Raw genomic sequence first — 15683 nt, 5'->3', positions numbered from 1 at the left:
GATGGGTGCACCGAAATACAGGGTTACGTCGATTTAAAAAGGCATATTGGCAAGTCGGACGTAAAAATGCAAAGTCACAATCTTTAGCGTGCGTTGGTTCATATGAAGCAATGGCATTTGGTGAAAATATGTCGGAAGTATACATTGGAGCTACGAAAACGGAACAAAGTAAAATTGTTTGGAACGAAATTAAAGCACAAATGAATGGTTGTGAAGATTTAAAAGAAAAATTCAATATTGCGTATGGGAAAATTGAACACCTCAAAACAGATTCTTTTATTTCAGCGCTATCAAAAGATGCAGGGAAATCTGGTGATGGACTGAATGTTCAGTGCGGAATTATTGATGAATATCATGCCCACCCTACTTCTGAAATTTATGATGTTCTGGTGTCAGGTTCGGGTGCTCGTCCGAATCCACTTATGATGATTATAACAACAGCTGGTTTCAACTTGAGTCATCCATGCTATCGTGTGGAGTATCAATATGTTTCTAAGATTTTGGACACTAATATTGATATTGAAAACGAAGAATACTTTGTCATGGTTAATGAATTAGATAAAGGTGATGAGATTACGAATGCAGAAGTGTGGGAGAAAGCAAATCCAATCCTATGTAGTTATGAAGAAGGGCGTACTTTTTTAAAAGGAGAACTTCAGTCAGCCCTTGATGTACCTGAGAAAATGCGTAATTATCTCACGAAAAACATGAATAGATGGGTGGATATGAAAGAAAATGGCTACATGGATATGCAAAAATGGAAAGATTGCAAAGAAACTGTGGAGTTATCCGAATTAAAAGGGTTAGAATGCACAGTAGGTGTCGATTTATCAGCAAAAATTGACTTAACAAGTGTAGATTTTGAATTTAAAAAGGATGATACGTATGTCGTAATTAGTCATAGTTTTATGCCGGAAGATACTTTGCATGAGAAAAGAAAGACGGATAAAGTTCCGTATGATCTTTGGATACAGCAAGGGTGGATTACAACAACACCTGGTGCAGTAGTTGATTATGAATATATAAAAAAACATATTAAGACCATGGAAAAAGAGAATAAATTCAAAATAAAAGAAATATGCGCTGATCCTTGGAATGCAACGCAATTCATGCAAGATATGGAAGCAGAAGGATATACAGTGGTGGAAATACGTCAGGGAATGGCGACTTTATCAGGTCCTACAAAGGATTTTCGTGAACAAGTTTATCAGAAAAAAGTCATTCATAATAACAATCCAGTATTAAATTGGGCTGTTAGTAATGCTATAACAAAACAGGATGCTAACGAAAACATTATGTTGGACAAGTCAAAAGCAACAGAAAGAATTGACCCGATAGCGGCTGTAATTAACTCACATGTTCGCTGTATGCTTAATTCTGGTGAGATGGACTTAAATTCCTATATTTTAAGTCAAGATTTCTCATTCTAGGAGGAATTACATGCGCTTCTTACTATTTTTCATAGGTATTTTAGAAGATATTCTATTGATTTCAGGGTTGTCCATTATTGTAGGGACGACTTTTTTTGTTAATCCGATTTATGGATGGTATCTGTTAGGGATTATTCTCACAATGTTGGGGGTGGTGATGATAAGAAGATAGAAAGGAGGTGAAACTTTTGATTTTTCGGCATTTATTTAGGAATCAGGACACGACAGATTTAAAAAATCCTTCTCCTTGGTTTAAAAGCTTATTTGGATATCAAGCCGCAAGCGGTGAAAAGGTAACGGTTGAGTCCTCTTTAGGTGTTCCGACGGTTTATCGATGTATTAACATCCTTGCAAATAGTGTTGCGATGCTTCCGTTTCAAACGTTTAAAAAGACAGCGAAAGGAAGAGAACGGGATAAGGCACATCAAGTGTCTTTTGTTCTAGAAAGAAGACCAAACCCTTATCAAAGTCCATTTAAATTCAAACATTTAATCGAAACACACCGTAATACATGGGGGAATGCCTACATCAATATTCATTGGGGTGTGGATGGAAGACCAAAAGAACTATGGGTACTGAATCCAGCTGTTACAACGCCCGCTGTGGACCTAAAGACTAATAAGTTATGGTATTTCACTAGTTTGCCAGACGGTACACCTATAAAAATACCTGATGATGACATTATTCATCTTACCACATTATCTACTGATGGTTTAAAGGGGAAACCGCCTATTCAAATTGCAAGGGAGTCTATAGGTAGCTCACAGGCGGCCCAAAAGTTTAAAGGAAAATTCTTTACAAATGGCGCAGCCCATAGTGGGATATTAAAAACGCAACAAACACTTGGTAAAGAGGCAAAAGAAATACTTCGTGATGCTTGGGAAGAAGCGAATACGGGATTAAATAACGCTCAAAGAATAGCCATTTTAGATGCTGGACTAGAATTTGAAAAGGTGGGTATGCCTTTAAAAGATGCACAATTTATTGAAGGTATGAAATTTGATAAAGGTGAGATTGCAAACATCTTTAATATTCCTTTGCACATGATTAATGAGTTGGATCGTGCTACTTTCTCCAACATTGAACAACAGGCATTGGACTTTATTCAAAATACATTGAGCCCAATTCTTATTCAGTATGAAGAAGAATTTTCCTATAAAGCTTTTTCATTTAATGAGCAAAAAAGATATTATTTAAAGTTTAATCTAACAAGTTTACTTCGCGCTGATTCTAAATCACGAGCAGAATTCTATAAAATTATGTTGGATGCTGGTGCTTTCTCAATTAATAAAGTGCTAGAACTAGAAGATATGGATGGAATCGGAGAACATGGTGACAAACATCGTGTAGATTTAAACCATGTATCCATTGAAATTGCGGATGAATACCAATTAGCAAAAGCTAATGGGAACTTACAGCAGAAAGGGGGTGAGGACAATTAAAGATGTGTTTACTATTAAAAATCAAACAGATTCTTCAGCGGATTTATTCATTTATGGTGACATCATAAATAATACTGGATGGAAATGGGACGATTCCGACGTTATGCCTGATGATGTGAAAAATATTCTAGGTCAGTTGGATGATAAAAGTAACTTAAATATCTATGTAAATAGTGGTGGCGGCTCTGTGTTTGCTGGTTTGGCTATTTATAATATGCTGAAACGAAATAAAGCGCAAAAAACTGTTTATGTGGATGGCGTTGCAGCATCTATTGCTTCAGTTATTGCTTTAGCTGGTGATCGCGTTGTTGTTCCCTCCAATGCATTCTTAATGATTCACAAGCCATGGACCGTTGGTGTAGGTAATGCAAATGACCTTCGTAAAATGGCAGAGGACTTAGACAATATTGAGTCAGGAATTATGAATGTATACAAAGAAAACTTAAAAGAAGGTATTGAAATCGAAGAAATTCAACAATTAGTAGATGCTGAGACCTGGTTGAGTGGTGAGGAAGCTGAAAAATACTTCAATATCGAAGTTGTGGAAGCAAAGGAAGTTGCAGCATGTATGAGTGATTACTTTGATAAATATCAAAAAACACCTAGTAAAGTAGTAGCAAAAGCTCCTTCTATTCCAAAGAAGGACAATAATGAACAATTAAAAATACAAAATGCACTAGACCTGTTAGAACTATAGGTCTATTTTTTGTGCCAATATAAGGAGGACATACCGAATGGATAAACGTGAACAAGAATTACGTCAAAAAGTTGCTGATTTAAAAGCGAAAGCAGAAGAATTTAACAATAGCGGTAAATATGAAGATGCAAAGGCAAAAATTGAGGAAGCGAAAAACGCGAAAAATGAACTGGATAACTATCTAGCGATGATGCAAATCCAAGTTTCTGACCCTGTAAATTCACAAACAGGAGTTTTGCCTCCAGCATCAGTTAAAAATGAAGATCCATCGTATAAAGAAGTATTTATGAAAGCTATCCGTGGTCAAAATTTAAGCCATGAAGAAGCATGCGTTATGCAGGAATACAAAGCGGCCTTATCTGAGAATTCAGGTAAAGATGGCGGCTATATTGTTCCAGAAGATATTACGACAACAATTAATCAATTAAAACAAACGGTTGATAGCTTAGAACAGTATGTAAATGTACAACCTGTATCAACAAACAAGGGAGCCCGTACGCTAGAGAAACGTGCAGCATCTACACCTTTTGCGCCATTATCTGAGTATGGTAAGCCAAATGCAATGCAAGAAATTGCTTCTCCTGAATTCGATCGTTTATCTTACGCAATTGAAGATTATGCAGGCTTCTTACCGGTGCCAAATGATTTATTAGATGATACAGATCAAGCTTTAGAAGAATATTTACGTCAATGGATTGCGAAAAAATCTATTGCGACTCGAAACTATCTGATTTTACAAGAAATCAATAAACTAACAAAAGTTGATTTAAAGGATTATAACGGTCTTAAAACAACATTAAACGTTACACTAGATCCAATATTTGCAGCAGCAGCTAACATTTTTACAAACCAAGATGGATTTAATTACTTAGATCAATTAGAAGATAAAAATGGACGTCCACTACTTCAACCAGATCCAACAAATCCAACTCGTAAGTTATTTTCCGGTAAGCCCGTTATTGTGTTGTCCAATAAAACAATTGCTACAGATAAAGACGGAAAAGCACCTTTCATTATTGGGGATTTAAAAGAGGCAGTTATTCTTTGGGATAGAAAACAATTATCTATTGATATGACCAAAGAAGGCGGAAATGCTTGGAGAACAAATACTTCTGAATTCCGAGCAATCGAACGTGAAGATGTCACATTATGGGACCAAGAAGCAGTTGTGTATGGGCAAATTACGGTTGCGCCTAAAACTGGAGCTTAATAAGCTAGGGGGTGTCCTTCTTGGTACTAACATTAGAGGAAGCTAAAAAGTATCTTCGCGTGGATGGTGATGAGGAGGACGATCTCATTACATCTTTCGTAATAGCAGCTGAAATCTATATTAAAAATGCTACAAGTAAAAATGTGGACTTAAAAAGCGAGCTTGCTAAATTGGCGGCTCGTATTTTAATTTCCCATTGGCATGAAAATCGGGAAGCAGTTGGAAAAGCAGAACAATTAGCATTTAGTTTGCAATCGATATTAGTTCAGTTGCAGTATTCTGGTGGTGATTCAAGTGAATCCAGGTAAATTAGATAAACGTCTTACATTTCAAGTGAAAGATGATGAAGCAAAGAGCCCAGACGGTGATCCAATAGAAGGATATAAGGATTCTTTTACTGTATGGGGCTCTTTTATTTTTTTAAAGGGAAGAAAATACTTTGAAGCAGCCGCAGCTAACAGCGAAGTGCAGGGTGAAACAGAAATCCGATTTCGCGCAGATGTGAATGCTGACATGAAAATCAAGTATAAGAATACGATTTATGACATTCTTTCGGTTATTCCAACTGAAAAACACACATTATCAATCATGTGGAAGCGTGGTGGAATGAATGGCTGATGGTGTAGATTTGTTAGGTTTTGATCGTTTGGTTACTGAATTAAATCAAATGGGGTTACGTGGAGAGGAAATAGAAGATAAAGCTCTTGCAGCCGGTGGTGAACAAATTCGAAAAGCTATTGCAGAAAGAAGTGAACCGAGGAGTTCAAGTCCTAAGAAACCTTCCAAAAGTGAACCTTGGCGTACGGGCCAACATTTGCTGGATAATATACGAGTTACGAAGGCACGAATGGAAAATGGTGTGAAAACGATCAAGATTGGAATAGACAAAGCGGACCGTTCTCCATATTTCTATGGAAAGTTTTTAGAGTGGGGTACTTCTAAAATGCCAGCACATCCATTTATAGAACCAGGTTTTAACGCTTCTAAAGCCGATGCGGTACGTGCTATGACGGATATCTTGAAAAATGAAATGGGGCTGAATTTATGATAAATTTACGCCCTGAAATTGTGCAAGCTCTTGGAAATAATCAGGAGCTTGTTTCTTTATTAGGTGGAAAACGTGTTTATTATCGTAAAGCCAAAAATGCTGAAGAGTTTCCACGGATTACGTTTTTTGAATTAGATAATCGACCAGATGGATTTGCAGATAATGATGAAAGCGAAAGTGAAATCACATTCCAAATCGATATTTGGTCAAAGGGTAGTACAACAGCAATCCATCAAAAAGTGAATGGAATTATGAAAAGTATTGGTTTTTCGCGTTATGCGGTTGCTGATTTATATGAAGAGGATACAAAAATTTTTCATTACGCGATGCGATTCGCGAAAGGAGTGGAGTTATAGATGGCTGGAGAAGTTATTAAAATTAGTTCGACTGTCGGTGTAGATAGTCTTGTTTATGCAAAGTCATTGAAAGATGATGCAACTGGTGTTGATTACAGTACGGTTAAAAAAATGGAAGGTGCAGTAAAGGTTAAATTAACTAAAAAAGTATCTTCTGAGGTTATGTGGAGCGATAACAGAAAATCAGAGATTGCAGAATCTGATGGTGAAACTGAAGTGGAAATCGAACTTCGAAGTATTTCTCTATCAACAAAGGCTGACATTGAAGGGTTTCCAGAAGTAAAAGATGGAGTTTTAGATGAGAAACGTGAAGGTGAGAAACCATATTTAGCTATTGGTTTCCGATTCTTAAAAGCTAATGGTAAGTATCGATATGTTTGGTTATTAAAAGGGAAACTTTCACAAGAGGAAGAAGAGGCTGAAACGAAAAAAGATAAACCGAATTTCCAAACAACAAAATTGAAAGGTTCCTTTATTGAACGTGATTTTGATGATAGAACGAAATTTACAGCAGATGAAGATGAGCCAACGTTTACAAAATCAGTTGGAGATAATTGGTTTAATAAAGTATATGAAAAACCAGTCGCACAACCACCAGCAGGAAAATAAGGGGGAGCAAAAGCTTTCTCTTTTTTATTAAATTTAGGAGGGAAAAACTATGAAATTAACTTTAATGATTAATAAAGAAAAACAAACTTTTAATATGCCAGAATTTATTCCAGCCCGCCTTATTCGTCAGGCTCCTGAACTTGCTGAAATCCCAAACAATCCTGGTCCAGAAGATATGGATAAAATGGTTCAATTCGTGGTGAAAGTTTATGGCGGTCAATTTACATTAGATCAGTATTGGGATGGGGTTGATGCCCGTAAATTCTTATCGACAACTTCAGATGTAATTAATGCAATTATAAATGAAACTGTGGAAGCAGCTGGTGGTAATCCTGTATCTGGAGAAGAAGAAAACCCAAACGAGTAGAGGGAGGAGGGCTAACGTTCAGTGAGTTTATGGACGAGCTCTACCTCTCTTTATTACGTCAAGGATATAAACATCATCATATCGATAATGAAATGGATATTTGGCATTATTTAAAGCTGAATCAAAAGAGTCGTGAACAAGGTGATTCAAATAGTGAAAATGCAAGCTCTAATGAAATAGAAGTTCCGGCAGAAAACATTATTTAATGAGGGGGTGAGACTATGGCAAATGAAATGAATAATTTGGTCGTTAGGCTTTCCCTTGATAATGTAAACTTCCGACAAGGTATCGCGAATTCAGGGCGTGCAGTCAGAACATTACAGAACGAATTAAAATCTGTGAGTACAGGTATGGGTGGTTTTGCTAACGCTAGTCAACAAACGCAAGCGAAAATGAATACACTTAGTAGGCTCATTGATGCGCAAAAAGAGAAAGTTAAAGCGTTACGACAAGCCTATGATCAAAATAAGGCTAAATTAGGTGAAAATGATGCAGCAACTCAACGATATGCTTCTCAAGTTAATAAAGCAGTTGCTGATTTAAATAGATTTGAAAATGAACTCAAACAAGTGAATCGTCAGGCACAACAAACAGCACTGGATAAATTAAATAATTCATTGAAGTCTTTACAAGCTGAATTCCAAGCGGTTACAACAGGAATGCATGGATATACCAATGCTACTGAACAAACTCGAGCAAAAATTGATGTGCTATCTCGTATGGTAGATAAGCAAAAGGAGAAAATCAGGGAGCTTCAGTCCGCTTACAATCGTGCTAAAACAGAAGAAGGTGCAGCAAGTCAATCAGCACAACATTATGCTGAACAAATTCATCGAGCTACCGCTGAACTTAATCGATTCGAAACTGAATTACGTCAGTCAAATCATGAACTAGAACAACAAGGTAATCGTCTTCTCAATTTCGGAAACCGTATGGAAACATTGGGAAATCATTTGCAAAATGCAGGAATGCAAATTGGTATGGTGTTTGGCGGAATGACTTACGCTATAGGGCGTGGTTTAAAATCAGCGGTTACTGAATCAATGAACTTCGAACAACAGATGGCTAACATTAAAGCAGTATCTGGTTCTACTGGCGAAGAAATGAAAAAATTAAGCGAACTAGCTGTTAACATGGGAGAAACAACAAAGTATTCTTCTGTAGAAGCTGGAAAAGGTATTGAAGAATTAATAAAGGCTGGTGTTAGCTTACAAGATATCATTAATGGTGGATTGGCAGGAGCTCTTAACTTAGCGACAGCAGGAGAACTAGAATTAGGTGAAGCGGCAGAGATTGCATCAACAGCCTTAAATGCATTTAAAGCAGATCATCTTTCAGTAGCAGATGCAGCTAACATATTATCAGGAGCGGCAAACGCATCGGCAACTGATGTACGTGAATTAAAATATGGTCTTGCTGCCTCTTCAGCAGTAGCGGCAGGAGCAGGGATGACGTTTAAAGATACCGCTACAACTTTAGCAGTATTCGCTCAAAATGGTTTAAAAGGTTCAGATGCAGGGACATCTTTAAAAACGATGCTTATGAGGTTAAATCCATCTACTAAAGAAGCATATAACAAAATGCGTGATTTAGGTCTTATCACATATAACGCTCAAGCAGGGTTTGATTTCCTGGTGAAAAATGGAGTTACTCCAGCATCTAGAAGTGTGGGAGATATCGAAGTTGCATTAGAAAAATATGTAATGAAAACTGAAGGAGTTACAAAGTGGAACGATAAATGTGATACAACATTCCGTGAGTTAGCAACAAGTTCCGCATTCTTATCATCAAAATTTTACGATCAACAGGGACATATTCAAAGTCTAGAAAATATTTCAGGAACACTTCATGAGTCTATGAAAGATTTAACAGATCAACAACGAAGTATGGCGTTAGAAACATTATTTGGTTCTGATGCCGTTCGTGGTGCGACTATTCTCTTTAAAGAAGGAGCAAAAGGGGTTAATGAAATGTGGGATGCAATGTCCAAAGTTACGGCTGCCGATGTTGCAAAAACAAAGATTGATACCCTCCAAGGAAGAATCGTTTTATTAGATTCAGCGTTTTCTACTATGAAAAAGACAATTGGTGATGCACTTGCTCCTGTGGTGAGTGTGTTTGTTGCTGGTTTACAAAAACTTGTTGATGGATTCAACTCTTTACCAGGACCAGTACAAAAGGCAATAGCAATTACAGGTGGTATTGTCCTTGCTTTAACAGCTGTGGCTACAGCGATAGGTGTTGTTTTAGCAGCGTTTGGAATGATTGCTTCAGGAATTGGTTCTTTATCTCTTGCATTAGCATCAGTTGGTGGGATTGCTGGAATTGCTGCTGGAGCAGTTGGATTCTTAGGAAGTGCGCTTGCGGTTTTAACAGGACCAATTGGTCTAGTAGCAGCGGCTCTTATCGGAACTGGAGTAGTTGCATATAAAGCATATCAAAAAGCAACTGAAGACAGTATCGCTTCAGTAGATCGTTTTGCTACAAATACAGAAGGGAAAGTAAGCTCCTCAACAAAGAAGGTTCTTGGCGAGTATTTTAAACTGTCCGATGGTATTAGACAAAAGTTAACTGAAATTAGATTGAATCATGAAGTAATAACAGAAGAACAGTCGCAGAAGTTGATTGGTCAATATGACAAATTAGCTAATACAATCATTGAAAAAACCAACGCAAGGCAACAAAAAGAAATTGAAGGGCTTAAAAAGTTCTTTGCTGATTCGTATGTATTAACCGCTGAAGAAGAAAATAAACGAATCGAACAGTTAAATCAGCACTATGAACAAGAGAAGCTAAAAACACAAGAGAAAGAAAATAAAATTAAAGAAATTCTACAAACGGCAGCTAGAGAAAATCGAGAGTTAACAACGTCTGAACGTATTTCTTTACAAGCTCTACAAGATGAAATGGACAGAGTTGCAGTTGAACACATGAGTAAGAACCAAATGGAACAAAAGGTAATCCTGGAAAATATGCGTGTGCAAGCTAGTGAAATATCAGCTAGACAAGCAGCAGAAGTTGTAGAGAATAGCGCCAAAGCAAGAGACAAAGTTATTGAGGATGCGAAAAAGACCCGTGATGAAAAAATTGCAGAGGCAATTCGCCAGCGTGACGAAAATAAAACAATCACTGCTGATGAAGCGAATGCAATCATTGCAGAGGCAAAACGTCAGTATGATAGTACAGTTTCTACAGCTCGAGATAAGCATAAAGAAATTGTGAGTGAAGCAAAAGCGCAAGCTGGTGAACATGCAAATCAGGTAGATTGGGAAACTGGCCAAGTAAAATCGAAATATCAAGTTATGAAAGATGATGTTATTCGAAAAATGAAAGAAATGTGGTCGGATGTTACCAACAAATATGAAGATATGAAAAACTCTGCAAGTAACAAGGTTGAGGAAATAAAAAATACAGTTTCGAGAAAATTTGGCGAAAAAGTCCAAGCGGTAAAAGATAAGATGAACGAAGTGAAAAGCGGTATCGAAGAAAAATGGAATACAGTTGAAAAATTTTTCAGTTCTATAAATTTACGTTCCATTGGTAAATCAATCATAGAAGGTCTTGGAAAAGGAATAGATGATGCTTCAGGAGGTCTATTTAGCAAGGCTGCTGGAATTGCAAGTGATATTAAAAAGACTATTTCTGGAGCACTAGAGATTAACAGTCCATCTAAAGTGATGATTCCAGTGGGTAGCGCGGTTCCAGAAGGTGTTGGAGTTGGTATGGATAAAGGGAAACGGTTTGTTGTCGATGCAGCCAAAAATGTAGTTGGAACCGTTAAGAAACAAATGGGGAACATGCCATCTGTTTTTGATTTCGGATTCCAAACGAATCAATACAGTATCCCACGTAATACATTTAGAGATTTCAACGGATATGCGCAACCACAATTAGCTTATAATAATTCACCTGCGGCAAAAACAATATTCCCAAATAGAACGGGTGGAGAACAGGAACTGAATTTAACTGTAAACATGACCAATGTTTTAGATGGAAAAGAGCTTGCAAACGGAAGTTACACCTATACTACAAAGCTTCAAGATCGTGAACAAAAAAGAAGAGCGGAATTTTAAAGGTGGTGAGCACGTTGGGGAAACTAAGTTTTACTTTTAATAATATTAAAAAAGATTATATTCAAATGCTAGTTGGAAGAAAACGCCCTTCATGGGCTCCAGTAAAAAGAAGATTAGTAAGAGTCCCTCATCGCGCAGGGGCTCTTTTACTTAATACAGAAACCGAGGAACGTCGTATTGACGTTCCTCTTGTTATTAAAGCGAAAAAAGATATGGCGGATTTACAAAAGTTAAAAGAAGATTTAGCGGATTGGTTATATACAGAGCAACCCGCTGAACTTATTTTTGATGATGAGTTAGACAGGACTTATTTAGCATTAATTGATGGTTCTGTCGATTTGGACGAAATAGTCAATAGAGGCAGAGGTGTTATTACTTTTGTTTGTCCGATGCCGTATAAATTAGGTAAACAAAATACTCATACGTTTACTCAAAACTGGTCCACTGAAATCACTACTTCTTTCGTCAATCAAGGTAATGTAGAAGCGCCTCCAATTATTGAGATTGAGGCCAAGAAACCGAGTACATTTTTAGATGTATGGTTTGGTGAGTATCCGTATAATCGTGATTATTTTAGAATCGGTTATCCGTTGAAAACAGAGCAACTACCTGTAGAGAGAAATCAAAGGCTGATATGGGATGAAATGACTACCACTGTTGGGTGGAGTAAAGTAAGTTCAATGGAAGATGGCAACCCAGTCGGTGAAATGAAATCAGACGGTTATCAATTTTATTGCTCTAATTATGGTACAGGGACAGGAAAAGGATGGAATGGTGCAGCTGTTAAAAAAAATATACCTAATGGGCCAGTGCAAGATTTTATTATGCAGGCTTATGTTACATGTAAAAGTAAACGTATCAATGAGATGGGTCGAGTGGAAATAGCGATATTAGATGAAAACAGTAAAGTGCTTTCGAAAATAGCTATGACTGATGTGTTTTGGCAAGCTGAACAAAACTTCGGAACAATGGTAATCGGTTATGATAATAAACCAGGAAGAAGAAGTTTAATTCATGAAAGTGGAGATTATCCAAACACTTGGAACCAGTATCAAGGGCGATTGTGGATAGCTAGAACAGGAAATGTATGGGAAGCGTATATTTCGAAATTCCTCCCGGGGACGGAAAAAGATGATTCTGAACGATTTGTGCGGTGGACGGATGAAAATAACTATCACATGGAAAAAGCGTCGCAAATTCAAATCAGTATTATGCAATGGCAAGATGTACCGCCAGTAGAAGCGATGACCGTTTCAGATTTAAAGTTTTGGAAAGTGAATTTAAATACTCAAAATAATCCGCCTTACATTTTTGATACGGGAGACAAGATTATAATTGATACAGAAAAAAGTCTTGTAACCATTAACGGTAAAAATGCGATTAATTTAAAAGACATTTTTAGTAATTTTCCAAATATCATACGTGGTGAGAATCGTATTGATATAATGCCACCAGATGTTAAAGCGACTGTTAGTTATAGGGAGAGATACAGATGAGAACACCAAGCGGGATTTTGCATGTTGTGGATTTCAAAACAGATCAAATCGTTGCAGCTATTCAGCCAAATGACTATTGGGATGATAATAGGCGTTGGGAACTAAAAAACAATGTTGATATGCTGGATTTCACTGTTTTTGATGGAACTACTCATTCAGCTACACTACAACAACAAAATCTTGTTCTAAAAGAAGTTCGCGATGGAAGAGTTGTACCATATGTCATTACAGAAACAGAGAAGAATTCAGACAAACGATCCATTACCACATATGCTTCAGGAGCTTGGGTTCAAATTGCTAAATCAGGCATTATAAAACCACAAAGGATAGAAGGTAAAACAGTAAACGAATTCATTGATATGGCTCTTGTAGGTATGAAATGGAAACGTGGAAAAACAGATTATGCAGGTTTTCACACTATGACCATTGATGAATTTATGGATCCGTTAACTTTTTTAAAGAAAATAGCTTCTTTATTCAAATTAGAAATTCAATATCGCGTTGAGGTTCAAGGGTCACAAATAGTTGGATGGTATGTTGATATGATTCAAAGGCGTGGCCGAGATACTGGTAAAGAAATAGAGTTGGGGAAAGATTTGATAGGTGTTACACGTATTGAACATTCAAGAGATATTTGTACAGCACTAGTTGGATTTGTGAAAGGTGAAGGCGACAATGTAATTACCATCGAAAGTATCAACAGGGGACTTCCGTATATTGTTGATCATGATGCATTTCAACGATGGAACGAACGTGGTAAGCATAAGTTTGGTTTTTATACGCCAGAAACAGAAGAGTTAAATATGACTCCGCAACGTTTAATGACATTAATGGAAATAGAACTGAAAAAACGTATTAATTCTTCAGTTTCGTATGAAGTAGAGGCACAATCGATTGGTCGCATTTTCGGACTAGCACATGAACTAATCAATGAAGGCGATACAATCCGAATCAAAGATACAGGCTTCATACCTAAGCTATATCTTGAAGCTCGTGTTATTGCTGGTGACGAATCATTCACTGATCCTGCACAAGATAAATACGAATTTGGGGATTATCGAGAGATAGTAGACCCAAACGAGGAACTAAGAAAGATTTACAATCGAATCCTTAGTAAATTCGGTGAGAAACAAGAAATGTTGGATCAGCTAGATAAATTAGTGAAAGAAGCCAATGAAACAGCAAGTAACGCTAAGAAAGAATCAGAAGCAGCGAAAACACTTGCCGAAAAGGTACAAGAGAATATTAAAAATAATACTGTTGAAATTATAGAAGCTAAGAATCCACCGACAACAGGTCTTAAACCTAATAAAACGCTTTGGCGTGATATTAGTAACGGAAAGCCCGGCATTTTAAAAATATGGACAGGTACAGCTTGGGAATCGGTTGTACCAGATGTTGAATCAGTTAAGAAAGAAACACTTGAGAAGGTTAATAAAGATATTGAGTCCACAAAATCAGAATTAAATCAAAAGGTTCAAGAAGCACAGAATCAAGCTACAGGACAATTCAATCAAGTACAGGAAGGTTTACAGGGTGTCAGTCGTACAATTTCTAATATCGAAAACAAACAAGGTGAAATTGACAAGAAAGTAACTCAGTTTGAACAGGATTCTAATGGATTTAAAACTTCTATCGAAACGTTAACGAAAAAAGATACTGAAATAAGCAGTAAATTAAATACAGTAGAGCAAACTGTGGAAGGCACAAAAAAGACGATATCCGATGTACAGCAAACAACAAGTGAGCTTAAGAAAACAACAACTGAAATAGAAGAAAAAGCTGGGAAGATTAGTGAGAAGCTAACAAGTGTAGAAACAAAGGTTAATAACGATAAAGCTGGAGGGCGCAACCTTTTACTAGATTCAAATGTTAAATACGAAAAAACAGAATACCTAATCAATCAATATTCTCTAACTGAAAATTTCTTTGCAGGCGAGGAATATACTTTTGTGATTAAGGGAAGTGTCCCACAAGGTCAGAAATTTGGGATTTGGCAGAATGGCGGTTCGAATAATGTTGGATATGCAACAAGTGTTTATGCTAACGGAATAACGTATGTAACCTTTAAAGCTGTTGCAACTACAAGTGGGAATGAACGAAAGTTAAGCTTATATAACTATCCAAGTAATACTACAAAGGCAACTGTAGAATGGGTTGCCCTGTATAAAGGGAATAAGCCACAGGATTGGACGCCAGCGCCTGAAGAACAGGTAACAACCGATGAATTCACCAAGAAAACCACTGAAATTACAAGAAGTGTAGATGGTATCAAAGAAACGATAACAAAAGTAGAAAATAATCAAAGTGGATTTGATAAGCGTGTTGCTACTGTAGAAAAAGATGCAACTGCTATTAAACAAAATGTCTCTTTCATACAAAATACGCAGACAGAACAAGGAAAACAATTACAAGAGGCGAAAGCTGGATGGGAAAATACTGCGAAAGCACTGCAAGGTAAAGTTGAACTTAAGCAAGTAGAAGATTATGTTGCTGGGTTTAAGATACCTGAGTTGAAGCAAATAGTTGATAAAAATAAACAAGATTTGTTGGGAGAACTAGCTAATAAACTTGCAACGGAACAATTTAATCAGAAAATGACTATGATCGACAACCGTTTCACTATCAATGAAGAGGGTATCAATGCCGCAGCAAAAAAGAAAGAAGTATATACAATAGAGCAAGCAAATGGACAATTTGCAAAAGATTCTTACGTAAGAGATATGGAAACCCGTCTTCAGTTAACTGAAAAGGGCGTTAGTCTATCTGTAAAAGAAAATGATGTAATCGCAGCATTTAATATGAGTAAAGAAAACATTACTTTGAATGCGAACAGAATTAACTTAGTAGGTTTTATTACAGCAAATCATATTAAAGGAAAAGTTTTAGAAGGGGTAACGCTTAAAACAAGTGGAAACAGATTTGTTGAAATAAATAAGCAAGACATGAAGATTT

The 15683-nt window shown here is 36.8% G+C and carries 14 protein-coding genes; all 14 read left to right on the top strand.

The window, feature by feature from the left end:
• Positions 1 to 1430: terminase large subunit (locus ACODS7_RS27820; protein ID WP_488828101.1), on the top strand; the 1430-nt coding region annotated here is incomplete at its 5' end.
• Positions 1431 to 1618: 188 nt separating this feature from the next.
• Positions 1619 to 2872 (top strand): phage portal protein, encoded by a 1254-nt coding sequence (locus tag ACODS7_RS27815; protein WP_049108310.1) that lies wholly within the window; start codon positions 1619 to 1621, stop codon positions 2870 to 2872.
• Positions 2859 to 3569 (top strand): head maturation protease, ClpP-related, encoded by a 711-nt coding sequence (locus ACODS7_RS27810; RefSeq protein ID WP_048557635.1) that lies wholly within the window; start codon positions 2859 to 2861, stop codon positions 3567 to 3569. Before ACODS7_RS27815 ends, ACODS7_RS27810 begins: the two co-directional genes overlap by 14 nt.
• Before the next feature lie 37 nt (positions 3570 to 3606).
• Positions 3607 to 4779, top strand: coding sequence for a phage major capsid protein (locus ACODS7_RS27805; RefSeq protein ID WP_488828098.1), 1173 nt, complete (start codon positions 3607 to 3609; stop codon positions 4777 to 4779).
• Positions 4780 to 4799: 20 nt separating this feature from the next.
• Positions 4800 to 5087 (top strand): head-tail connector protein, encoded by a 288-nt coding sequence (locus tag ACODS7_RS27800; RefSeq protein ID WP_000244593.1) that lies wholly within the window; start codon positions 4800 to 4802, stop codon positions 5085 to 5087.
• Complete coding sequence (locus tag ACODS7_RS27795) at positions 5074 to 5397, top strand: phage head closure protein (RefSeq protein WP_049108307.1); 324 nt, start codon at positions 5074 to 5076, stop codon at positions 5395 to 5397. Before ACODS7_RS27800 ends, ACODS7_RS27795 begins: the two co-directional genes overlap by 14 nt.
• Entirely contained in the window at positions 5390 to 5827 is a 438-nt protein-coding gene (locus ACODS7_RS27790; protein ID WP_049108306.1) for an HK97-gp10 family putative phage morphogenesis protein, read from the top strand. The genes ACODS7_RS27795 and ACODS7_RS27790 overlap by 8 nt, the downstream gene beginning before the upstream one ends.
• A complete protein-coding gene (gene gp17, locus ACODS7_RS27785; protein WP_049108305.1) occupies positions 5824 to 6183 on the top strand; it encodes a tail completion protein gp17 in 360 nt (119 codons plus the stop codon). The genes ACODS7_RS27790 and gp17 overlap by 4 nt, the downstream gene beginning before the upstream one ends.
• Entirely contained in the window at positions 6184 to 6792 is a 609-nt protein-coding gene (locus ACODS7_RS27780) for a major tail protein (protein ID WP_049108304.1), read from the top strand. It begins immediately after the preceding gene.
• A gap of 49 nt (positions 6793 to 6841) precedes the next feature.
• Positions 6842 to 7159: a phage tail assembly chaperone G gene (gpG, locus tag ACODS7_RS27775; protein ID WP_049108303.1), complete on the top strand. Its 318-nt coding sequence runs from the start codon at positions 6842 to 6844 to the stop codon at positions 7157 to 7159.
• Positions 7160 to 7188: 29 nt separating this feature from the next.
• Positions 7189 to 7365 carry a hypothetical protein gene (locus ACODS7_RS27770; RefSeq protein WP_000344046.1) on the top strand — a complete coding sequence of 59 codons (177 nt, stop codon included), beginning with the start codon at positions 7189 to 7191 and terminating at the stop codon, positions 7363 to 7365.
• Positions 7366 to 7380: 15 nt separating this feature from the next.
• Complete coding sequence (locus ACODS7_RS27765; protein WP_049108302.1) at positions 7381 to 11232, top strand: phage tail tape measure protein; 3852 nt, start codon at positions 7381 to 7383, stop codon at positions 11230 to 11232.
• Between the two features lie 14 nt (positions 11233 to 11246).
• Positions 11247 to 12728, top strand: a complete 1482-nt coding sequence (locus ACODS7_RS27760) for a distal tail protein Dit (RefSeq protein WP_080353343.1) — start codon at positions 11247 to 11249, stop codon at positions 12726 to 12728.
• Positions 12725 to 15683: phage tail spike protein (locus ACODS7_RS27755; RefSeq protein WP_488828092.1), on the top strand; the 2959-nt coding region annotated here is incomplete at its 3' end. The genes ACODS7_RS27760 and ACODS7_RS27755, both read left to right, overlap by 4 nt.

It is taken from the genome of Bacillus sp. FG16 (genome assembly GCF_057809515.1).
The sequence above is the reverse complement of the archived record's forward strand: the minus strand, read 5'-3'. Positions and strand labels throughout refer to the sequence as shown.